Below are 17925 nucleotides of genomic sequence, written 5' to 3'. Positions count from 1 at the left end.
ATAGAACAATCATGGGAGAAGCCCGCCGTCGTGCCAGCCAGGGCCTGCCGCCCCGTCAGAACAAGACCGATCCCAAAGACTCCGAACGCTTCCTTGCCTGGCTGCCCCTAACCCGAAGCCAGGCATCGCAGTTTGTCTCGATCACCACGCGCGGCGCTTGGGTCGGCATCGGAGCGCTGGTGGTGTTCTGGGTGGTGGTGCGCTTTGTTGGCCCTGCCGCGGGCTGGTGGACCCTTGCAGACACACCCTGAAAGAACCACGGGGCAGAGACGCATCGAAATCAATAGAAAACCTTTAGAATTCACTCAAGTGTTGAGTGGTTGCAATGTTTTTGCGCTTGTCAGAGCAATATCGAACGGTCGTTCAAGACCTGGTGATGAGCCTGCAGGCTCTTGCCAAAAGCCTGCAGAAACTGGGTGTCACAGCAACCTGCTACGTCTGCGACGACGGTCGTGATGGCTCTGGCGCCTCCTTCGTTGCTGAACTCGGCGATCAGCACATGGTGCGATTTCTTGTTTCCGACTTTGGAATCAGCTGGGTTGAGTCGCGCAACGGACGCGAATTGGTGAAATTCGAAGGCGCCGAAGCGATTCAGGAGCTCCAGCGCATTGCCGACAACCTTCAGGAGAGCCGCACGCAACGCAGCTCGTCCATCTCAATGCAACGGTGAACCCAGGGGGCCGCGCTCAGGCAGCCCCTTTGGTTTTGACATCGGCCTGAACCTCTGACCCTTTGGCAGCGGACTTCGTGGCCGCGGAGCGTGCAGCAGCGGCAAGGGGTCGCATGGAATTGGACGTCACTTCCGAGCCCTCGGTGAGCTTCTGTCGCACCAACGTCTCGATCGTGTCCTTGGCCTCAGGATTCTGTTCCAGCCAGCCAATGGTGTTGTCTCGACCCTGGCCAATGTTGTCGCCTTCGTAGCTGTACCAGGCTCCTTTGCGGGTCACAACACCGGTTTCTTCGGCCAGATCCAGCAAGCATCCCAACGTGCTGATGCCACGGCCGAAAAGGATGTCGAATTCAGCGATGCGGAAGGGCGGGGCCACTTTGTTTTTGGCCACCTTCACCTTGGCCCGGATCCCGTACTCCTCAGTGCCGCGCTTCAGCGTCTGAATGCGGCGGATGTCGAGGCGCACCGAGGCATAGAACTTGAGGGCGTTACCACCGGTTGTGGTTTCCGGATTGCCATAGGTCACGCCGATTTTCAAACGCAACTGGTTGAGGAAAATCACGGTGCAACCGGATTTTCCGATGTTGCCTGTGATCTTGCGCATGGCCTGACTCATCAACCGCGCCTGGGAGCCCACGGCCAGATCACCCATCTCCCCTTCGATCTCAGCCCGAGGCGTCAGGGCGGCCACCGAGTCCACCACCACGATGTCAACGGCAGCGGAGCGCACGAGCTGATCGACGATCTCCAGGGCCATTTCGCCGGTGTCGGGCTGCGACACCAACAAATTCTCGATATCGACGCCAAGCGAAGCGGCGTAGACGGGATCGAGGGCATGCTCAGCGTCCACGAAGGCCGCCACACCGCCACGCCGCTGCACCTCGGCAATGGCATGCAGAGTCAGCGTGGTCTTACCGGAACTTTCAGGCCCGTACACCTCCACAACCCGTCCTTTGGGATAACCACCGCCCAAGGCAAGGTCGAGGGTGAGCGCTCCGGTGGAGATGGTCTCCACCCGCATTCGGGAGGCGTCTCCAAGACGCATGATCGACCCCTTCCCGAAATTGCGCTCGATTTGCCCGAGCACGAGATTGAGCGCTTGATCACGCTCACCGGGGCGGACATCTCCACCGGAGGACTGGGAGGATTTCACTTCGACTGGCATGGCTTCAACAGTTAAAGGGCTAGAGGGCGTCGGCGGCAGCTGATCAGGACGGCGGCGGAACCGCCGCTGCCCTGGGAACAGACACCGGACAATCCATCCAGTGCCCCAACACGAACCATCCGTCACACGTAGTACAGATGTACGTTAACGAATCAGTTCCAGCTCGCCAAGGGCCTTGCGAAGCATTCCGGGCTGAGCAGCCTCACGCCGTCGGGCAGGGTCGCGGGGTCATCCGGCTTCAGATATCCCCATGAGGCCAGCCAGCAGGGCAGCGCCTCGAGCCCAGCCGTGCCACGCACCGTTTCCAGGGTCGCCTTGCGGTCTTCGATGAAGCCCTTCAGCTGCCAATCGCGTTGAAGGCTGAGCAACACCTCGGGTTTAGGCCCCGACTCCCGTCCGTCCAAGCGCGCGGGCGTCAGGCCCATCGACGCCAGCAGTTCCGACGTGAAGTCTTTCCCTTTGGTGGTAAGCACCGCCCAGGCCACGCCGTCATCGCCCAGCGACGCCAGGCGCTCCGGCACCCCTGGATAGGGCCGATGCATCGCCAACCAACGAGCACGATCGCTTGCAACAGCCTCGCGACGGACGTGCTCAAGCCGCTCCTGCAGGAGAGTCGGCGTCCAGCCAAACCGGGACAGGCCTTCAGAACAGAATGCGCCGTAATCACGGATCACCCTCTGAAGATCACCTGCTCCCAGCGCTTGGCTGGGCTCAGACAGCAGCGCCGCGATCAGCACCATCTCCCAGCCGTGATGAATCCAGGGGCGCAGAGCGCGAAACCCATCGGGGATGGCGTCTGGAAGCGCAGTCCCGGGACGAAGACTCAACGCTGCGCGGCGGGCACTCCACCAGTATTCCTGCATCCCATCAACGATGACTCCATCGAAATCGAAGACGAGGAGTTCGCAGGACACCACTGGAATCCTCATAAAACTGGGCCGCTAGGATTCGAACCTAGGAATGGCGGGACCAAAACCCGCTGCCTTACCACTTGGCGACGGCCCATTGACTCCAGCCCAAGATCTCTTGCGGAGATCAGCACTGGCGTTCAGATAGTTACCCACAGCGGAGTGACCTTCGTCAATCCGTCAGCCCCACAAGACGCAGGATTAAGGGGGAAAAACCCTGAGGCGTCGCTGATCGGAAGGCCCGTACACATCACTGCGCAGGCTGTAGCGCGCCACCAGATCAGCCTGCATCTGCAGCACCACTTCACTGCGGGGCAAGAGCTCCACAGGACGCCCCTCCGGCATCACCACCCGTTCCACGGCCAGACGACACTCCTCGAGAGCGGCAAGAGCATCTCCGCGTGCGGGCTCCGCGGCGGACACCGGCGGCAACGATTGCGTCTCAGGGCGTGATCGGCGACTGAGCAGACGCTCGAGAGCCCGCTCCACTTGGGGCAAGGAGTCGGATTTGATCACCAGGATGGGTACCCCGGCCTCCCGCGCCTGACGACGAAGCTCAGGTTGGCGGCCAAGCCCCTGGCGCACGCTGAGCAGAACATCCGCAGCGGAGAGATCGTCCACCGCCTGAACGGGCCATCGATGACAGCGAACGGCTTCTTCCAGGCGCTGGCGGCTGAGGCCGCAGCAAAGAATCTGCAATGTTTCCGGGTCCCGCCCCTCCGTCTTTTCCGCGTCTTTAGACGCAGACACCCGCACCGGTTCAGCAACAGGATCGGGCATGGGAACCACCGCAAGAGCCGGTCGTTTTTGCGGAGCCCGCAGGGATTGAGGGGCGACAGCGTCCACGAGCCGCACGCCCCCATCCTCGGTCAGTTCGCGCTCCTGGGGTCTTGGAGTCTGCCCGCGCAGAAGCAGATCAACCGTCCGGGCCACATCGTCATGCACCGCCCAGCGATGACGGCTGTGCATCTCAATGGCGATCGGAAACGTCGGTTCTGCAGCGCGCTCCAGGACTGTCTTCTGGCTGCGACGTCGGCGAGCCTCCTCATCCCCGAGGGTGACCGATTCGATCCCGCCCACCAGATCACACAACGTTGGATTCTTGATCAAATTGGCGAGGGCGTTCCCGTGGGCCGTCGCCACAAGCATCACGCCTCTCTCCGCGATGGTGCGCGCAGCCTGCGCCTCAAGCTCGGTTCCGATTTCATCGATCACGATGACCTCGGGCATGTGATTTTCAACGGCCTCGATCATGACCTGATGCTGCAATTCAGGGCGCGCGACCTGCATGCGCCGCGCCCGGCCGATCGCCGGGTGGGGAATGTCCCCATCGCCGGCGATCTCGTTGCTTGTATCGATCACCACAACCCGTTTGCCCAGATCATCCGCAAGCACCCTGGCGATCTCGCGCAGCGCTGTGGTCTTTCCCACACCAGGCCGGCCCATCAGCAGCAACGATTGCTCACTGTCGAGCAGATCCCTCACCATGGCGACCGTGCCGAAAACGGCACGCCCGACCCTGCAGGTGAGCCCCACGACATCACCACGACGATTGCGAATGGCACTGATGCGATGGAGCGTGCGTTCAATGCCGGCTCGATTGTCGGCGCCGAATTGTCCAAGGCGATCGACCATCTCCTCCAGGTCGCTGCGCTCAAGGCAGCGGTCCCCCAAAGGTTGCGAGCGACCTGGATAACGGGCCTCAGGAAGCCTGCCGAGATCCAGAACCACCTCCAGCAACTGGTCGCTCTGCTCGTTCTGCTCAAGGACCTTTCGCACGGGTGTGGGCAAAAGCGACAAAAGTCGCTGCAGGTCATCGGTGATGCGCTCGGTGCTCATGTCCGTTTCAACCCGCCAACCGTGAGGCTCCGATCGCCTTCTAGCAGGGAGATGCCGTGCTGCGAGGACGCCTCAGCCCCTCTGCAACCAGGGGGTCACGAGAGAGCGTGCCAGGGTCACGGCCTCCTCCCATCCCGTGGGCCAGTCCCGCAGCGTGGTCTGGCGCATCTCCGCCTGATGAAGCAGGGGCTGAAGAAGCGCCCGTGCCATGCCGCCAAACGCCACCCCTGAGGGGCGTACCAGCGTCGATGGCTCCAGGGTTTGCAGAAGATTGAGCGTGACGTCGTTGGTGCCTCCGGCGAGCTGCAGGGGGCCTGGGGGGGCGATCGTGCGCAGCTGCTGCCAGAGCCGCAGAGCGGCACGGGCCGTTCCAGCTCCCACATCCCCGCTCATCGGACGACCATCCAACTGCCAAAGGGGTCGCATCCCCAGGCGACGTAGTGCGCTGTGACGCGTCCAGAGCTCCCTGGCCAGATCAGCTGGGGTGACGCCATGGCCCTCCAGCCCGCAGCTCACCGCCAAGCGCTGAAGCGGAACGCGGGACGCTGCCACCGCCTGCAACGTGCGCTCAAACGCCGCACCTCGCTCCGGAGCCGTGTGAATTTCCAAAGCATCCGGTTGCAGCTCCTGAAGCAAGGGACTCAGCCCCTCAAGTCCAACCTGGTGCTCCTGGGCGTGAATGAGCTGCTGGGGGCAGGCAGGAAGACAGCGCCCACATCCATAACAAACACTGGCCTCGACACCGCGGTCTGCCGTGATGGCGTTGGCGGGGCAGACCCGCTCGCAGGGCCTTGGGCAATCGGAGGGGCACAGCTCTGGGTCGAAAACAGCCTTGCGGAAATGCACATCGGATCCATCGCTGACGCTGACCATCAACCAGGGCGAGGAACCGGTGCGTTGGCGGGCCCAGTGCAGTCCGAGACGCGCGGCATGAACCACCGCCGCATCGGCGGCAACGTCGACACAGTGCACGCCCGCTGCGGCATACACAGCACACAGGTCTGCGATTGAGGCGAGATCCTGATTGCTGGCACCGCAGATCAACTTCACCCAGCAGCCCTGACGCAGCGCGTCCTCGCCCCGAAGGGCGGCGCTCCGTGGCAGAGAGGTGCTCAGGCTGCGAGAAGCTGGGTCATCGGCTGCCAGCGCAAACTTCTGGCTCCGCCCATTTCCACAACGATCTTGAGACGAGGCTCCCTTCGGCAAAGGTCACACAGGCTGAGCAACTCGGAGCGAGACAGAACCTGGCCTTCCAGCAACCAAAGCACGACAGGCTTATCGCCAAGAAAGACTTCGCCGAGCAGGGGCATCACGTCGTGAACCTCACCAACGGCAGCGCCGCGACCGACGCTCTGGTGACCCAGGTGAGGCGGGCGCACCCCATGCTTCTGAAACAGGAACACCTCCGGATCGCCGAGCCCGCGAGCGGACGTCAGATGGGTGCGGTAGCCAGCCGCGCGCAGACGTCGAAGCAGGCGTGTCTCGGCACCCCCCTCAAGAGGGGCATGAACAGCCATGCATCCTGCGGACTCCAGCTCACGGCGGAAACCCCGACCAGAAAGCAGCAGCGGCATGAGTTCATCTCAGATGGGGAAGAGTCTGGCAGCTAATCAGAGGTGAACGGAAGCCGGCACACGCTGGTGTAGTGTTTTTGTTTGCTCGGAAGATCTGTGCCCGTCCGCTAGCCGGGCCTCCAGTTCCAAGAGCAGATCCGGCGAGTGCGCCGGGTCCCCAGGCCAGAGCAGCAAAACAATCTCGATTGTTGTGCTGCCGGGAAACTACCGATCTAACCGATCGGGCAAGTCCCAGCCAGCTGATTCGCTCGCTAGCTCCATTCCGAATCGATTCGGTGGCCATGCCTCCGACCGCTTCGGCCACGACTGCGTCATTTCGATCAGCCCCCATCAGGCCACCATTCCTGCGCCTTCGGTCGCGCGAATGGGGTTGTCCACGCTGGCGTCATTACCTCCCATGTCCATCGGCATCCTTGGGAAGAAGCTGGGTATGTCCCAGCTCTTCGACGAGCAAGGCAAAGCCGTCCCGGTCACTCTGATCGAGGCGGGTCCTTGCCGGATCACCCAACTCAAAACAACAGAAACCGACGGCTATAGCGCCGTCCAGATCGGCTTCGGGGAGACCCGCGACAAGCTGGTCAACAAACCAGCCAAGGGTCACCTCGCCAAATCTGGTGAAGGTGTGCTCCGCCACCTCAGTGAGTACCGCGTTGACGACGTCAACGGATTGGAACTCGGTGGTGCAGTCACCGTGAGTGACTTCGAAGCCGGCCAAAAGGTTGACGTCAGCGGCGACACGATGGGACGCGGCTTTGCCGGTTACCAGAAGCGCCATGGTTTCAGCCGTGGTCCGATGACCCACGGTTCCAAAAATCACCGTGAACCGGGTTCCACCGGCGCCGGCACAACGCCGGGCCGTATCTACCCCGGCAAGCGCATGGCCGGTCGCTATGGCGGCAAGAAAACCACCACCCGCGGACTCACCATCCTCAAGGTGGACAGCGATCGCAATCTGTTGGTGGTGAAGGGCTCCGTTCCAGGCAAGCCCGGTGCGCTGCTCAACATCCGCCCCGCCAACCGCGTGGGTGCCAAGCCCGCCAAAGGAGGTAAGTGATGGCTAACTGTGTAGTCCGCGACTGGCAGGGCAAGGAAACCGGAAAGGCTTCCCTGGACCTGAAGGTCGCCAAAGAAACCACAGCCCTCGATCTGATGCATCGTGCGGTTCTGCGCCAGCAGGCCCACACCCGTCAGGGCACGGCGAGCACCCTGACCCGGTCTGAGGTCCGCGGTGGTGGTCGCAAGCCCTACAAACAGAAAGGCACAGGCCGGGCTCGTCAGGGTTCGATCCGTACACCTCTCCGTCCCGGTGGCGGCATCGTGTTTGGACCGAAACCCCGCAGCTACAACCTCGCGATGAACCGCAAGGAGCGTCGCCTGGCCCTGCGCACCGCACTGATGGCTCGGATTGACGACGTCACCGTGGTGAAGGATTTCGGAACCTCACTTGAGGCACCGAAGACTCGGGAAATCGTTGATGCCCTCGGACGCCTTGGCATCGAAGCCGATTCCAAAGTTCTGATCGTGCTGGGGACCCCTTCGGAGGTGCTCCGTCGTTCCGTCCGCAACCTCGAGAAGGTGAAGCTGATCGCAGCCAACCAACTCAATGTCTTCGACCTGCTCCACGCCAACGCACTGGTGCTGGGCGAAGAGGCTCTCGCAACCATCCAGGAGGTTTACGGCGATGACTGAGCGCTTCACCGGACGCCTGGCGGATGTGATCCGCCGGCCGCTGATCACAGAAAAAGCCACCCGTGCACTGGAACTCAACCAGTACACCTTTGAGGTGGATCACCGCGCTGCCAAGCCCGACATCAAGGCTGCTGTCGAGCAACTCTTTGATGTCAAGGTCACGGGCATCAGCACCATGAACCCGCCTCGCCGGAGCCGTCGGGTCGGCCGTTTCGCCGGCAAGCGTGCCCAGGTGAAAAAGGCCGTGGTGCGCCTCGCCGAAGGCAGCTCCATCCAACTCTTCCCTGAGTCCTGAGGGGTCTGAAACGTCATGGCAATTCGCTCTTTCCGCCCCTATACCCCCGGAACCCGCACCCGGGTGGTCACCGACTTCAGTGAGGTCACCGGCCGCAAGCCGGAACGCTCGCTTGTGGTGTCCAAGCACCGCCGCAAGGGGCGCAACAACCGCGGTGTGATCACCTGCCGCCATCGCGGCGGTGGCCACAAGCGCCAATACCGCGTCGTTGATTTCCGACGCAACAAGCACGGTGTGCCCGCCAAAGTGGCGGCCATTCATTACGACCCGCACCGCAATGCGCGGTTGGCGCTGCTCTTCTACACCGATGGCGAGAAGCGCTACATCCTTGCTCCTGCAGGTGTCACGGTCGGACAGACCGTGATTTCAGGGCCCGATGCCCCGATTGAGGACGGCAATGCCATGCCGCTCTCCTCCGTGCCTCTCGGCTCGAGCGTGCACTGCGTCGAGCTCTATGCCGGGCGGGGCGGCCAGATGGTGCGCACGGCCGGTGCCAGTGCCCAGGTGATGGCGAAAGAAGGCGACTATGTCGCTCTCAAGCTGCCATCCACCGAGGTGCGTCTGGTCCGGCGTGAGTGTTACGCCACGCTGGGCGAAGTCGGTAATTCCGAGATTCGCAACACCAGCCTCGGCAAAGCCGGCCGTCGCCGCTGGCTGGGACGTCGTCCCCAGGTGCGAGGCAGTGTGATGAACCCTTGCGACCACCCCCACGGTGGTGGTGAGGGCCGGGCTCCCATCGGCCGCTCTGGTCCTGTGACGCCCTGGGGCAAACCCGCCCTGGGCCTCAAGACCCGCAAGCGCAACAAGCCGAGTAACAAGTTCGTCCTCCGGAAGCGTCGCAAGACGTCCAAGCGGAGCCGTGGCGGACGCGACTCCTGATGTTCATCACTGTTTTGCTGTTCGCTTAATCCGCCATGGGACGTTCACTTAAAAAAGGCCCTTTCATCGCTGACAGCCTGCTTCGCAAGGTTGAAAAGCAAAATGCAGCCGACGACAAGTCGGTGATCAAAACGTGGTCCAGGGCTTCCACGATCCTGCCGATGATGATCGGTCACACCATTGCCGTGCACAACGGCAAAACCCATGTGCCGGTCTTCGTGACCGAGCAGATGGTCGGTCACAAACTGGGCGAATTCGCTCCGACCCGCACCTTCAAGGGCCACATCAAAGACAAGAAAGGAGGCCGCTGAGTCCATGACAACGTCATCCCCAACGGCAACCACCGCCCAAGCCCACGGCCGCTTCATTCGCGGCTCCGTGTCGAAGGTGCGGCGGGTGCTCGATCAGATCCGCGGACGCACCTACCGCGATGCGCTGATCATGCTCGAGTTCATGCCCTATCGCTCCACCGGCCCGATCACCAAGGTGCTGCGTTCTGCAGTGGCCAATGCCGAGCACAACCTCGGTCTTGACCCCTCCACCCTGGTGATCTCTCAGGCCAGCGCCGATATGGGCCCCTCCATGAAGCGCTATCGGCCCCGCGCCCAGGGTCGCGCCTACGCGATCAAAAAGCAGACCTGTCACATCAGCATTGCTGTGGCATCCCAGACCGACTCCTGACCCCCGAGCACACCGACTGATGGGACACAAAATCCATCCAACCGGCTTACGCCTGGGGATCACCCAGGAGCACCGGTCACGCTGGTACGCCTCCAGCAAAAGCTATCCGACCCTCCTTAAGGAAGACGATCGGATTCGCAAGTTCATCCACAAGAAGTACGGCTCCGCCGGCATCAGTGATGTGCTGATTGCCCGCAAGGCTGATCAGCTTGAAGTGGAACTGAAAACCGCACGCCCCGGCGTGTTGGTCGGCCGCCAGGGCAGCGGCATTGAAGAGCTGCGCTCTGGCATCCAGAAAACCGTGGGTGATCCGAACCGTCAGGTCCGGATCAACGTGGTTGAAGTGGAACGAGTCGATGCCGACGCTTTCCTGTTGGCGGAATACATCGCCCAACAGCTGGAAAAGCGTGTGGCCTTCCGTCGCACCATCCGCATGGCCGTGCAGCGTGCCCAGCGCGCTGGTGTTCTCGGCCTGAAAATTCAGGTGTCTGGTCGCCTCAACGGCGCCGAGATTGCCCGAACCGAGTGGACCCGCGAAGGTCGTGTCCCCCTTCACACCCTGCGTGCAGACATCGATTACGCCACCAAGGTGGCCAGCACGACCTACGGCGTGCTGGGCATCAAGGTTTGGGTGTTCAAGGGCGAAGTGCTGGGAGATGAAGCCCAGCAGCAACTGCCTGTGGGGGCAACCCCGCGGCGTCGGGCCGGCCGCAGGCCCCAACAGTTCGAAGACCGCTCCAACGAGGGGTGAACAGGAGGCCTGAACCATGCTGAGTCCAAAACGCGTCAAATTCCGTAAGCAGCAACGCGGCCGCATGCGTGGCGTCGCCACCCGTGGCAACACCATCGCTTTCGGTCAGTTCGCTCTTCAGGCACAGGAATGTGGCTGGATCACCTCGCGCCAGATCGAGGCCAGCCGCCGTGCCATGACCCGCTACGTCAAGCGTGGCGGCAAGATCTGGATCCGAATCTTCCCGGACAAGCCCGTCACCATGCGAGCCGCCGAAACCCGCATGGGTTCCGGTAAAGGCAACCCGGAATTCTGGGTCGCCGTGATCAAACCCGGTCGGATCCTGTTTGAGATGGGTGGTGACGAAATCACCCCTGAAATTGCACGGGAAGCCATGCGCCTGGCGCAATACAAGCTCCCTGTGAAGACCAAGTTCATCAGCCTCGATGAACAGGAGCAGTCCGCCGGAGCGAGCGCCCCGGCAGCTGCTGCCGCCACCGTGGAGTCCTGACCATGGCACGTCCCAACGCTTCCGAACTGCGTCAGCTCTCCGACGCAGACATCACTGAACAGATCAACGGCCTGCGCCGCGAGCTGTTCGATCTGCGCTTCCAGCAAGCCACCCGGCAGCTGGGCAACACCCACCGCTTCAAGCAGAGCCGCATCAAGCTCGCTCAGCTGCTGACGGTGCAGAAGGAGCGACAAAGCTCCACCGCCTCCTGATCCCCCGCTTCATTCCCATGGCACTCAAGGAAAGGGTCGGCACCGTCGTCAGCGACAAGATGGACAAAACGGTGGTGGTGGCGGTGGAAAACCGCTTCCCACATCCCATCTATCAAAAGACGGTGAGCCGCACCACCCGCTACAAAGCTCACGACGAAAACAACAGTGTTCGCGTCGGAGACCGGGTTCGCATCACTGAAACACGTCCGCTCAGCCGTCACAAGCGCTGGGCCGTCGCCGAAGTGCTGAGCCACAGCCCCAAGGCTGAGGAGGCCAAAAAATGATCCAGCAGGAATCCTTCCTCACCGTCGCCGACAACAGTGGCGCCAAGCGCATCCAGTGCATCCGTGTGCTGGGCACCAACCGTCGCTACGCCCACGTGGGTGATGTGATCGTTGCCGCCGTCAAAGACGCCATGCCCAACATGGGCGTGAAGAAGTCTGATGTGGTCAAGGCTGTGGTGGTTCGCACCAAAGCAACCCTGCGTCGTGACACCGGCAATTCCATCCGGTTCGACGACAACGCCGCCGTGATCATCAACGACGACAAGAACCCCAAGGGCACCCGCGTTTTCGGCCCCGTGGCCCGTGAGCTGCGCGAGCGCAACTTCACCAAAATCGTGTCCCTCGCTCCGGAGGTGATCTGATCATGGCCACTGCAACATCCCAATCTGCTCCAACCCAGCGCATCAAGATGCGTCTGCGCAAAGGCGACACCGTTCAGGTGATCGCCGGCAAAGACAAGGGCAAGACCGGAGAAGTGCTGCGCACGCTGCCCAACGAAAACCGCGTGATCGTGGAGGGCGTCAATATGCGCACCCGCCACGTGAAGCCCACCCAGGAGGGTGAGAGCGGGCGGATCGTCACTGAAGAGGCATCGCTGCATGCCTCCAACGTGATGCTCTATTCCACAGCCAAAAAGGTGGCCAGCCGAGTCGAGCTGATCACCGAGAAAGATGGCAGCAAGAAGCGCCGTCTCAAGAAAACAGGCGAGGTGATCGACTGATCACCCCGATCCTCCTTCTGACCAAGCCCAGAAGTCCCATCCCCCAGCCATGTCACTGAAACAGCGCTATCGGGAGACCATTCAGCCCAAACTGCTGAAGGATCTGAGTCTCTCCAACGTCCATGAAGTCCCCAAGGTGGTGAAAGTCACCGTCAACCGAGGACTTGGCGAAGCCGCTCAGAACGCGAAGTCCCTCGAGGCTTCCGTGAACGAGCTGGCTCAAATCACCGGCCAGAAAGTGGTGGTGACCCGCGCCAAGAAAGCCATCGCCGGTTTCAAAATCCGCCAGGGCATGCCCATCGGTTGCGCCGTCACCCTGCGTGGTGAACGGATGTACGCGTTCCTTGAGCGACTGATCAACCTGGCGCTCCCCCGCATCCGCGACTTCAGAGGCGTCAGCCCGAAGAGCTTTGACGGCCGCGGCAATTACACCCTGGGGGTGAGAGAGCAGATCATCTTCCCTGAAATCTCCTTCGACAAAATCGATGCCATCAGGGGCATGGACATCACCATCGTGACCACTGCCCGCACGGATGAAGAGGGCCGGGCCCTCCTCCGCGAGATGGGAATGCCATTCCGCAGCAACTGAGCCCTCCTCGGAAACCACCATGGCCAACCACGACCCTATTTCCGACATGCTCACCCGCATTCGTAATGCGAGTGAGAAACGTCACCAGAACACAAAAGTCCCCGCATCCCGCATGTCCCGCAGCATCGCCAAGGTGCTGCAGCAGGAAGGATTCATCGCTGAAATCAGCGAAGAAGGCGAAGGAGTCCACACCAACCTGGTGCTGGAACTGAAGTACAGCGGCAAGCACCGCCTGCCCACCATCCGCTCCATGCAACGGGTGAGCAAGCCCGGCCTGCGCATCTACAAGAACACCCGCGGACTGCCCAAAGTCCTCGGCGGATTGGGGGTGGCCATCATCTCCACGTCCAAGGGTGTGATGAGCGATCGCGACGCCCGCAAGCAGGGCGTTGGCGGTGAAGTGCTCTGCTACGTCTATTGATCCGGAGCCAGAACCATGTCACGTATCGGTAAATCTCCCATTCCCATTCCCGACAAGGTGAGTGTGAGTCTTGACGGACTCGCGGTCACCGTGAAGGGACCGAAAGGCGAACTGAAGCGCACACTCCCCGACGGTGTCACTGTCAACCAGGTGGACAACACCATCGTTGTGGCACCGACCAGTGAGAAGCGCCAGTCCAGAGAGCGTCACGGACTGTGCCGCACCCTGGTGGCCAACATGATCGAAGGCGTCAGCAAGGGTTATTCCAAGAAACTTGAAATCGTGGGCGTCGGCTCCAGGGCTCAAGTGAAAGGCAAGACCCTCGTCGTGAGTGCCGGCTACAGCCACCCAGTGGAAATGCTGGCCCCTGAAGGCATCACCTTCGCCGTCGAAAACAACACCAACGTCACTGTCTCCGGCACCGACAAGGAGCTGGTGGGCAACGAGGCGGCCAAGATCCGCGCCATCCGTCCGCCGGAGCCCTACAAGGGCAAAGGCATCAAGTACGCGGGCGAGCGCATCCTGCGCAAGGCAGGCAAGTCAGGCAAGAAGTAATTCGCCGCCAGACACTCCTCCGCATAACCCAGCATGTCGACCCTCTCTCGCAAACAACAGACTCAGAAGCGCCACCGGCGCCTGCGTCGCCATCTCAGCGGCACAGCCGACCGTCCCCGGTTGGCTGTGTTTCGCTCCAACAGCCACATCTACGCCCAGGTCATCGACGATGCAGCGCAGAGCACGCTCTGCTCCGCATCGACGCTTGACAAAGACCTGCGCACGAGCCTCACAGCGACAGGGAGCACCTGCGATGCGTCCGTCGCCGTCGGTGAGCTCGTCGCCAAACGCGCCCTTGCCAAGGGCATCCAACAGGTGGTCTTCGATCGTGGCGGCAACCTGTACCACGGCCGGGTGAAAGCCCTTGCCGACGCCGCCCGGGAAGCGGGCCTTCAGTTCTGATCCTGCTCTCAACATGACCGATTCCAACCCTCAGACCAACCCCAACGACATCCCATCAGCGGCTGATGTCCCGGCAGCGGCCGAAGGACAGCAGGAGCAACGCCGCGGTGGCGGCGGACGTGGTGACCGCGGAGACCGTCGCGGTGGCCGTCGCGGTGACCGCCGCAACCAGGAGCGCGACTCCGAATGGCAAGAGCGCGTGGTCCAGATCCGCCGGGTCTCCAAGACTGTGAAAGGCGGTAAGAAGATGAGTTTCCGCGCGATTGTCGTCGTCGGAAACGAGCGTGGCCAGGTGGGTGTCGGCGTCGGCAAAGCCGGTGATGTGATCGGGGCTGTCCGCAAGGGTGTTGCCGATGGCAAAAAGCACCTTGTGAAAGTTCCACTTACGCGTCACAACTCGATCCCAACCCTCTCCAACGGGAGAGACGGAGCTGCCAGCGTGCTGATCCGGCCCGCTGCTCCCGGTACGGGTGTAATTGCCGGCGGCTCGATCCGCACGGTGCTGGAACTCGCCGGCATCAAGAACGTGCTGGCCAAGCGCCTGGGCAGCAAGACTCCCCTGAACAACGCACGGGCCGCCATGGTGGCTCTCGATAGTCTCCGCACCCACAAGGAGACCGCCAAGGAACGGGGGATCTCCCTCGAGCAGATCTACTCCTGATTCCCATGACTCTCCGACTCGAATCCCTCAAATCCAATAAAGGCGCCCGTCGCCGCAAACTGCGCAAAGGTCGCGGCATCGCCGCTGGCCAGGGTGCAAGCTGCGGCTTCGGCATGCGCGGTCAGAAGTCCCGCTCGGGCCGGCCTACGCGCCCAGGCTTCGAGGGCGGCCAGATGCCTCTCTACCGCCGAGTCCCGAAGCTGAAGCACTTCCCGCTGGTGAACCCCAAGCAGTTCACTGTGGTGAATGTTTCGGCTCTGAATGACCTCAAGGCAGGGAGCACCGTCAGTCTCGACTCGCTGGTGAAGGACGGCATTGTCACAAGCCCCAAGCACCCCCTGAAAATTCTGGGGAATGGAGAACTGAAGACCAAACTCACGGTTCAGGCCGCTGCCTTCACGGCTTCAGCCCGCACCAAGATCGAAGCCGCCGGTGGAACCTGCGAACTTCCTGAGTGAGACCTTTCAAGGTCATGCCGCCCAGCTCTAAGGTCTGAGCCGTCCGCAGGATTTCGATCCGCGGACGGCTTTCCTGCATCAAGCCCAAACCCACGCACTCTGTTTCATGCTCGTCAGTCGGGGACGCAACCCCAGTGCCGCTGAAGTCATCACCCAACTGGTGCAGAACCCGGAGCTGCGCAACCGGGTTCTCACCACGCTCGGTTTGCTGATGTTGGTGCGCCTCGGCATCTACATCCCCATGCCGGGCATCGATCGCGTGGCCTTTCAGCAGTTCATCCAGCAGGGGGGGCAGCTGATCGGATTTCTCGACATCTTCACCGGAGGTGGCATCTCCACCCTGGGCATCTTCGCGCTCGGGATTCTTCCATTCATTAATGCGTCGATCATTCTGCAGCTGTTGACAGCGTCCCTGCCCCAGCTCGAAGATCTGCAGAAAAATGAAGGCGAAGCCGGTCGACGCAAAATCGCCCAAATCACGCGCTACGTGGCACTGGGTTGGGGCCTGATTCAGAGCGTGATCTTCGCTGTGATTCTTCGTCCATACGCCCTGGAAGGATTGTCAGACGCGGTGTTCATCACCCAGACGGCGCTGGCTCTGGTAACCGGCTCCATGATTGTGATGTGGATCAGCGAAGTGATCACCGAGCGAGGGATCGGCCAAGGAGCCTCCCTGGTGATTTTCCTCAACATCGTGGCCACCCTGCCTCAGGCCCTGGGCTCCACGATCGAGAAAGCCCAAACCGGAGACCGGAACGATGTCTTTGGAATCATCGTTCTTGTGCTGGTGTTTCTGGTCACGATCGTTGGAATCATCTTTGTGCAGGAGGGAGCCCGACGGCTCCCGATCGTGAGTGCCAAACGTCAGGTTGGAGGATCGGCTCTGCTTCCCAACCGTCAGAGTTACCTGCCACTGAAGCTGAACGCCGGTGGCGTGATGCCGATCATTTTCGCCTCGGCATTGATTTTCCTACCGATCACCATCGCCAATTTCAGCCAAAACCCTCTGCTGATCACCGCAGCAAGCGCGTTGAATCCGAGTGCTTCCAACCCATGGCCCTACGCACTGTTGTTTTTCTCGTTGATTCTGGGCTTCTCTTACTTCTACGCTTCGCTCACCTTCAACCCCACTGAAGTCGCCACCAATCTCAAACGCGGTGGCGTCGCCATCCCGGGGGTCCGCCCCGGGAGTGCAACAGCCACCTATCTCGAGGGCGTCAAGAACCGACTCACTCTGCTGGGAGGCTTGTTCCTTGGGGCCGTGGCGATCATTCCCTCTGCCGTTGAGCGTGCCACCAGCGTCACCACCTTCCAAGGACTGGGGGCGACATCACTGCTGATCCTGGTCGGCGTTGCCATCGACACCGCGAAGCAGGTGCAGACCTACGTGATCTCCCAGCGCTACGAAGGCATGGTTCGGCAGTAACAACTGCACGAATTCGTTACGCCAACGCAACGAATTCGACGCGATCACGTATCCACACACCCCTGTTGACGTCCCATCCACACCATGAAACAACGTCTGCTCTTCATCGGCCCCCCAGGAGCCGGCAAAGGAACCCAGGCATCACGCCTCTGCGAGACCCACGGCCTGCGCCATCTCTCCACCGGCGACCTGCTGCGCTCAGAGGTCTCAGCGGGCAGCGCCCTTGGCCAGGAGGCCGAAGCGGTCATGAATCGCGGTGAACTCGTCAGCGACGACCTGGTCCTCGCCATCGTCCGCTCTCAGCTCACCGCTCTCAACGGTCAAGGCTGGCTGCTCGACGGCTTTCCCCGCAACGTGGCGCAGGCGGAGGCACTGGAGCCCCTGCTCGGGGAATTGCAACAAAGCATCGAAACAGTGGTCCTCCTGGAACTGGACGACGAGGTCCTCGTCGAACGACTGCTGGCTCGGGGACGGGCCGACGACAACGAGTCGGTGATCCGCAATCGCCTCGAGGTGTATCGCCAGCAGACCGCACCTCTGATCGACTATTACCAGGCCAGGGGACTATTGATCTCAGTGGATGCCCAGGGCAGCGTGGAAGCCATCACGACAAGACTTGAAGCAAGTCTGGCTTGACCCGCTGTGGTAGGTTAGCTGTTTGGAATTTTGGAGAGCCACACCCAATGAAGGTGCGCGCCTCGGTCAAGAAAATGTGTGACAAATGCCGGGTGATTCGTCGCCACGGTCGCGTCATGGTGATCTGCGAAAACCCTAAGCACAAGCAGCGTCAGGGCTGAACGTCCGTCGTCTGACCATTCTGACCGCCCATTCGCCGCCCCAGGCGGCAACTGTCCCCCTCGATTATTAGCTCAGTGGCACGGATTGCTGGTGTCGACATCCCCCGCGACAAGCGGATCGAAGTCGCCCTCACCTACATCTACGGAATCGGCCTGACCCGGGCCCAGACCATCCTTTCCAAGACCGGCGTCAATCCCGACACCCGCGTCAAGGACCTCGAAGATGGTGACGTACAGAAGCTGCGTGGTGCCACCGAAGCCTTCACGATCGAGGGCGATCTGCGCCGGCAGGAGGGCATGGCCCTCAAGCGCCTGCAAGACATCGGCTGCGTGCGCGGTCGCCGCCACCGCATGAGCCTTCCGGTTCGCGGCCAGCGAACCCGCACCAATGCCCGTACCCGTCGCGGCGCCCGCAAGACCGTGGCCGGCAAGAAGAAGTAAGCCTCCCGCGGTCGTTC

The 17925-nt window shown here is 61.7% G+C and carries 29 protein-coding genes and 1 tRNA gene; 24 read left to right on the top strand and 6 right to left on the bottom strand.

Annotation, left to right across the window (positions count from 1 at the left end):
* Window positions 1–11: 11 nt before the first annotated feature.
* Both KQ296_RS01205 and KQ296_RS01200 read left to right on the top strand, forming a co-directional pair.
* On the top strand, window positions 12–251 hold the full coding sequence (locus tag KQ296_RS01205; RefSeq protein ID WP_011932355.1) for a DUF2839 domain-containing protein: 240 nt from the start codon (window positions 12–14) through the stop codon (window positions 249–251).
* Window positions 252–325: 74 nt separating this feature from the next.
* Window positions 326–670 (top strand): DUF1815 family protein, encoded by a 345-nt coding sequence (locus KQ296_RS01200; RefSeq protein ID WP_011932354.1) that lies wholly within the window; start codon window positions 326–328, stop codon window positions 668–670.
* A 16-nt stretch (window positions 671–686) separates the two neighbouring features.
* Here KQ296_RS01200 and recA read toward each other — a convergent pair whose 3' ends face one another.
* From recA to KQ296_RS01170, 6 genes are all read right to left on the bottom strand, one after another.
* Window positions 687–1835 carry a recombinase RecA gene (gene recA, locus KQ296_RS01195; protein WP_011932353.1) on the bottom strand — a complete coding sequence of 383 codons (1149 nt, stop codon included), beginning with the start codon at window positions 1833–1835 and terminating at the stop codon, window positions 687–689.
* A 152-nt stretch (window positions 1836–1987) separates the two neighbouring features.
* Window positions 1988–2764, bottom strand: a complete 777-nt coding sequence (locus tag KQ296_RS01190) for an HAD family hydrolase (RefSeq protein ID WP_011932352.1) — start codon at window positions 2762–2764, stop codon at window positions 1988–1990.
* Window positions 2765–2768: 4 nt separating this feature from the next.
* Window positions 2769–2840 (bottom strand) — tRNA-Gln (locus KQ296_RS01185).
* Between the two features lie 104 nt (window positions 2841–2944).
* A complete protein-coding gene (locus KQ296_RS01180) occupies window positions 2945–4582 on the bottom strand; it encodes an AAA family ATPase (protein WP_011932351.1) in 1638 nt (545 codons plus the stop codon).
* Window positions 4583–4654: 72 nt separating this feature from the next.
* Window positions 4655–5632, bottom strand: coding sequence for an LdpA C-terminal domain-containing domain (locus KQ296_RS01175; protein ID WP_011932350.1), 978 nt, complete (start codon window positions 5630–5632; stop codon window positions 4655–4657).
* Window positions 5633–5694: 62 nt separating this feature from the next.
* Entirely contained in the window at window positions 5695–6156 is a 462-nt protein-coding gene (locus KQ296_RS01170; protein ID WP_011932349.1) for an NAD(P)H-quinone oxidoreductase subunit N, read from the bottom strand.
* Window positions 6157–6553: 397 nt separating this feature from the next.
* Between KQ296_RS01170 and rplC the strand changes: the two genes are divergently transcribed.
* From rplC to rpsM, 22 genes are all read left to right on the top strand, one after another.
* Window positions 6554–7210 carry a 50S ribosomal protein L3 gene (gene rplC / locus KQ296_RS01165; protein ID WP_011932348.1) on the top strand — a complete coding sequence of 219 codons (657 nt, stop codon included), beginning with the start codon at window positions 6554–6556 and terminating at the stop codon, window positions 7208–7210.
* The gene (rplD, locus tag KQ296_RS01160) at window positions 7210–7845 is read left to right on the top strand and encodes a 50S ribosomal protein L4 (RefSeq protein ID WP_011932347.1); all 636 of its coding nucleotides are present in this window, start codon (window positions 7210–7212) and stop codon (window positions 7843–7845) included. Before rplC ends, rplD begins: the two co-directional genes overlap by 1 nt.
* Window positions 7838–8140 carry a 50S ribosomal protein L23 gene (locus tag KQ296_RS01155; RefSeq protein WP_011932346.1) on the top strand — a complete coding sequence of 101 codons (303 nt, stop codon included), beginning with the start codon at window positions 7838–7840 and terminating at the stop codon, window positions 8138–8140. The genes rplD and KQ296_RS01155 overlap by 8 nt, the downstream gene beginning before the upstream one ends.
* Window positions 8141–8155: 15 nt before the next feature.
* Window positions 8156–9019 (top strand): 50S ribosomal protein L2, encoded by an 864-nt coding sequence (gene rplB / locus KQ296_RS01150; protein ID WP_011932345.1) that lies wholly within the window; start codon window positions 8156–8158, stop codon window positions 9017–9019.
* A 35-nt stretch (window positions 9020–9054) separates the two neighbouring features.
* Entirely contained in the window at window positions 9055–9330 is a 276-nt protein-coding gene (gene rpsS, locus KQ296_RS01145; protein ID WP_006042208.1) for a 30S ribosomal protein S19, read from the top strand.
* A gap of 4 nt (window positions 9331–9334) precedes the next feature.
* Complete coding sequence (rplV, locus tag KQ296_RS01140; RefSeq protein ID WP_006042209.1) at window positions 9335–9700, top strand: 50S ribosomal protein L22; 366 nt, start codon at window positions 9335–9337, stop codon at window positions 9698–9700.
* A gap of 19 nt (window positions 9701–9719) precedes the next feature.
* Window positions 9720–10451, top strand: a complete 732-nt coding sequence (gene rpsC, locus KQ296_RS01135) for a 30S ribosomal protein S3 (protein WP_011932344.1) — start codon at window positions 9720–9722, stop codon at window positions 10449–10451.
* Between the two features lie 16 nt (window positions 10452–10467).
* On the top strand, window positions 10468–10941 hold the full coding sequence (gene rplP, locus KQ296_RS01130) for a 50S ribosomal protein L16 (protein ID WP_011932343.1): 474 nt from the start codon (window positions 10468–10470) through the stop codon (window positions 10939–10941).
* Window positions 10942–10943: 2 nt separating this feature from the next.
* On the top strand, window positions 10944–11153 hold the full coding sequence (gene rpmC, locus KQ296_RS01125) for a 50S ribosomal protein L29 (RefSeq protein WP_011932342.1): 210 nt from the start codon (window positions 10944–10946) through the stop codon (window positions 11151–11153).
* Between the two features lie 17 nt (window positions 11154–11170).
* Window positions 11171–11437: a 30S ribosomal protein S17 gene (rpsQ, locus tag KQ296_RS01120; protein WP_011932341.1), complete on the top strand. Its 267-nt coding sequence runs from the start codon at window positions 11171–11173 to the stop codon at window positions 11435–11437.
* The gene (rplN, locus tag KQ296_RS01115) at window positions 11434–11799 is read left to right on the top strand and encodes a 50S ribosomal protein L14 (protein WP_006042214.1); all 366 of its coding nucleotides are present in this window, start codon (window positions 11434–11436) and stop codon (window positions 11797–11799) included. Before rpsQ ends, rplN begins: the two co-directional genes overlap by 4 nt.
* Window positions 11800–11801: 2 nt before the next feature.
* Window positions 11802–12158, top strand: a complete 357-nt coding sequence (gene rplX, locus KQ296_RS01110) for a 50S ribosomal protein L24 (protein ID WP_011932340.1) — start codon at window positions 11802–11804, stop codon at window positions 12156–12158.
* Between the two features lie 49 nt (window positions 12159–12207).
* Window positions 12208–12747, top strand: coding sequence for a 50S ribosomal protein L5 (gene rplE, locus KQ296_RS01105; RefSeq protein ID WP_011932339.1), 540 nt, complete (start codon window positions 12208–12210; stop codon window positions 12745–12747).
* A gap of 19 nt (window positions 12748–12766) precedes the next feature.
* Window positions 12767–13168: a 30S ribosomal protein S8 gene (gene rpsH / locus KQ296_RS01100; protein ID WP_006042217.1), complete on the top strand. Its 402-nt coding sequence runs from the start codon at window positions 12767–12769 to the stop codon at window positions 13166–13168.
* A 15-nt stretch (window positions 13169–13183) separates the two neighbouring features.
* On the top strand, window positions 13184–13723 hold the full coding sequence (gene rplF, locus KQ296_RS01095) for a 50S ribosomal protein L6 (protein WP_011932338.1): 540 nt from the start codon (window positions 13184–13186) through the stop codon (window positions 13721–13723).
* A 33-nt stretch (window positions 13724–13756) separates the two neighbouring features.
* Entirely contained in the window at window positions 13757–14125 is a 369-nt protein-coding gene (gene rplR / locus KQ296_RS01090) for a 50S ribosomal protein L18 (RefSeq protein ID WP_011932337.1), read from the top strand.
* A gap of 13 nt (window positions 14126–14138) precedes the next feature.
* Window positions 14139–14786: a 30S ribosomal protein S5 gene (rpsE, locus tag KQ296_RS01085; RefSeq protein WP_006042220.1), complete on the top strand. Its 648-nt coding sequence runs from the start codon at window positions 14139–14141 to the stop codon at window positions 14784–14786.
* A gap of 5 nt (window positions 14787–14791) precedes the next feature.
* The gene (gene rplO / locus KQ296_RS01080; RefSeq protein WP_011932336.1) at window positions 14792–15244 is read left to right on the top strand and encodes a 50S ribosomal protein L15; all 453 of its coding nucleotides are present in this window, start codon (window positions 14792–14794) and stop codon (window positions 15242–15244) included.
* A gap of 106 nt (window positions 15245–15350) precedes the next feature.
* Window positions 15351–16670 (top strand): preprotein translocase subunit SecY, encoded by a 1320-nt coding sequence (gene secY / locus KQ296_RS01075; RefSeq protein ID WP_011932335.1) that lies wholly within the window; start codon window positions 15351–15353, stop codon window positions 16668–16670.
* An 84-nt stretch (window positions 16671–16754) separates the two neighbouring features.
* Window positions 16755–17306, top strand: a complete 552-nt coding sequence (locus tag KQ296_RS01070) for an adenylate kinase (RefSeq protein ID WP_011932334.1) — start codon at window positions 16755–16757, stop codon at window positions 17304–17306.
* Between the two features lie 47 nt (window positions 17307–17353).
* Window positions 17354–17467 carry a 50S ribosomal protein L36 gene (rpmJ, locus tag KQ296_RS01065; protein ID WP_006042225.1) on the top strand — a complete coding sequence of 38 codons (114 nt, stop codon included), beginning with the start codon at window positions 17354–17356 and terminating at the stop codon, window positions 17465–17467.
* 75 nt (window positions 17468–17542) lie between these two features.
* Complete coding sequence (gene rpsM, locus KQ296_RS01060; protein WP_011932333.1) at window positions 17543–17908, top strand: 30S ribosomal protein S13; 366 nt, start codon at window positions 17543–17545, stop codon at window positions 17906–17908.
* Window positions 17909–17925: the final 17 nt, after the last annotated feature.

The sequence above is a fragment of the Synechococcus sp. CS-197 genome (assembly GCF_025128215.1).
Lineage (GTDB): Bacteria > Cyanobacteriota > Cyanobacteriia > PCC-6307 > Cyanobiaceae > Synechococcus_C.
The sequence above is the reverse complement of the archived record's forward strand: the minus strand, read 5'-3'. Positions and strand labels throughout refer to the sequence as shown.

Excerpts from the sequence above, each read along its gene's own strand:
- KQ296_RS01205 (WP_011932355.1), top strand. The coding sequence starts at position 12 with ATGGGAGAAGCCCGCCGTCGTGCCAGCCAGGGCCTGCCGCCCCGTCAG.
- KQ296_RS01200 (WP_011932354.1), top strand. The coding sequence starts at position 326 with ATGTTTTTGCGCTTGTCAGAGCAATATCGAACGGTCGTTCAAGACCTG.
- recA (WP_011932353.1), bottom strand. The coding sequence starts at position 1,835 with ATGCCAGTCGAAGTGAAATCCTCCCAGTCCTCCGGTGGAGATGTCCGC.
- KQ296_RS01190 (WP_011932352.1), bottom strand. The coding sequence starts at position 2,764 with ATGAGGATTCCAGTGGTGTCCTGCGAACTCCTCGTCTTCGATTTCGAT.
- KQ296_RS01180 (WP_011932351.1), bottom strand. The coding sequence starts at position 4,582 with ATGAGCACCGAGCGCATCACCGATGACCTGCAGCGACTTTTGTCGCTT.
- KQ296_RS01170 (WP_011932349.1), bottom strand. The coding sequence starts at position 6,156 with ATGCCGCTGCTGCTTTCTGGTCGGGGTTTCCGCCGTGAGCTGGAGTCC.
- rplC (WP_011932348.1), top strand. The coding sequence starts at position 6,554 with ATGTCCATCGGCATCCTTGGGAAGAAGCTGGGTATGTCCCAGCTCTTC.
- rplD (WP_011932347.1), top strand. The coding sequence starts at position 7,210 with ATGGCTAACTGTGTAGTCCGCGACTGGCAGGGCAAGGAAACCGGAAAG.
- KQ296_RS01155 (WP_011932346.1), top strand. The coding sequence starts at position 7,838 with ATGACTGAGCGCTTCACCGGACGCCTGGCGGATGTGATCCGCCGGCCG.
- rplB (WP_011932345.1), top strand. The coding sequence starts at position 8,156 with ATGGCAATTCGCTCTTTCCGCCCCTATACCCCCGGAACCCGCACCCGG.
- rpsS (WP_006042208.1), top strand. The coding sequence starts at position 9,055 with ATGGGACGTTCACTTAAAAAAGGCCCTTTCATCGCTGACAGCCTGCTT.
- rplV (WP_006042209.1), top strand. The coding sequence starts at position 9,335 with ATGACAACGTCATCCCCAACGGCAACCACCGCCCAAGCCCACGGCCGC.
- rpsC (WP_011932344.1), top strand. The coding sequence starts at position 9,720 with ATGGGACACAAAATCCATCCAACCGGCTTACGCCTGGGGATCACCCAG.
- rplP (WP_011932343.1), top strand. The coding sequence starts at position 10,468 with ATGCTGAGTCCAAAACGCGTCAAATTCCGTAAGCAGCAACGCGGCCGC.
- rpmC (WP_011932342.1), top strand. The coding sequence starts at position 10,944 with ATGGCACGTCCCAACGCTTCCGAACTGCGTCAGCTCTCCGACGCAGAC.
- rpsQ (WP_011932341.1), top strand. The coding sequence starts at position 11,171 with ATGGCACTCAAGGAAAGGGTCGGCACCGTCGTCAGCGACAAGATGGAC.
- rplN (WP_006042214.1), top strand. The coding sequence starts at position 11,434 with ATGATCCAGCAGGAATCCTTCCTCACCGTCGCCGACAACAGTGGCGCC.
- rplX (WP_011932340.1), top strand. The coding sequence starts at position 11,802 with ATGGCCACTGCAACATCCCAATCTGCTCCAACCCAGCGCATCAAGATG.
- rplE (WP_011932339.1), top strand. The coding sequence starts at position 12,208 with ATGTCACTGAAACAGCGCTATCGGGAGACCATTCAGCCCAAACTGCTG.
- rpsH (WP_006042217.1), top strand. The coding sequence starts at position 12,767 with ATGGCCAACCACGACCCTATTTCCGACATGCTCACCCGCATTCGTAAT.
- rplF (WP_011932338.1), top strand. The coding sequence starts at position 13,184 with ATGTCACGTATCGGTAAATCTCCCATTCCCATTCCCGACAAGGTGAGT.
- rplR (WP_011932337.1), top strand. The coding sequence starts at position 13,757 with ATGTCGACCCTCTCTCGCAAACAACAGACTCAGAAGCGCCACCGGCGC.
- rpsE (WP_006042220.1), top strand. The coding sequence starts at position 14,139 with ATGACCGATTCCAACCCTCAGACCAACCCCAACGACATCCCATCAGCG.
- rplO (WP_011932336.1), top strand. The coding sequence starts at position 14,792 with ATGACTCTCCGACTCGAATCCCTCAAATCCAATAAAGGCGCCCGTCGC.
- secY (WP_011932335.1), top strand. The coding sequence starts at position 15,351 with ATGCTCGTCAGTCGGGGACGCAACCCCAGTGCCGCTGAAGTCATCACC.
- KQ296_RS01070 (WP_011932334.1), top strand. The coding sequence starts at position 16,755 with ATGAAACAACGTCTGCTCTTCATCGGCCCCCCAGGAGCCGGCAAAGGA.
- rpmJ (WP_006042225.1), top strand. The coding sequence starts at position 17,354 with ATGAAGGTGCGCGCCTCGGTCAAGAAAATGTGTGACAAATGCCGGGTG.